1 protein-coding gene is annotated in these 927 nt (G+C 41.9%); it reads left to right on the top strand.

Annotated elements, in window-relative coordinates:
- Positions 1–61: 61 nt before the first annotated feature.
- Positions 62–927, top strand: an 866-nt coding sequence (locus A3763_RS21125) for an MvaI/BcnI family restriction endonuclease (RefSeq protein ID WP_231872278.1), incomplete at its 3' end; no start/stop codon positions are given.

Here is a 927-nt window from a genome sequence, read left to right as displayed (position 1 = left end):
TGAAGATCTACTTCCTAGGTATTTAGTAATTGGAGCTACTCAAAAGGGAATCGCAATTGCGATGATGCTTGTTGATCCGGCCGAAGAGTTTAGAAACGAGTTCATTGATCTGCCCCTTTTTGGATCCTCGAAAATATGTAAGCGTTTATCGATTAATGAGCCGGACATATCAGGCTCAGAAAAACTACGCAAAATACTTACTGATAGCGTGGCGGGCAAGACTTTAAAGGGGTGCAGGTTCGATAAAACTGGAGAAACTATCCCTTTTACAAGTACCCAAGTACATGGGTATACGCTAGAGCATGCTTGCGGAATCATTCCTAATGCAGATCAGGACGGAGACATTTTTGGCATCGAATTAAAGTGCTTTACTACGAAAAAGCTATCGTTAATAACTACTGAACCTGATGGCGGTTTGTACAAGGAAGACTTTGCTGAGTTTATGAAGACGTATGGATACCTGAAGGGTGATGACTACCGGCTGACAGGATTACATAGAGTGAACAATACAAACTCAAAGACTAACCTGACATTGCGGGTTTACTGTTTTCCTGTATCGAAAAATTCTGGCACACCTGAACGTTGCTTGTATGATGTTTCAATTCCTTTCTCTCGACAGATGAACGGGTTGCAGGTCGTTCTGGAGGATTCTTCTGGTAATAATGCTGCTAGTTGGTCTATCGAGCGATTGATGAATAAATGGGGGGCGAAACACAATGAAGTTGTTTACGTGCCTGCAACCGTAGGTATTAATGAAAACCAAGCGGAATATAGTTTGGGGTATGAGAAAAACGTTACATTTTCTGGCAGTGTATTGTGGTGCTATCGCACAACAATTGAACGGTTAATCTGCTCCATTCATGAAGGTGTTGTTTTCTTAGATCCTGCGCCAAAGTACAACGAGCATGATAAGAAAAGAAACAAGCG

The organism is Oleiphilus sp. HI0128, from assembly GCF_001635365.1.
This window is presented reverse-complemented; position numbering and strand designations above follow the sequence as displayed.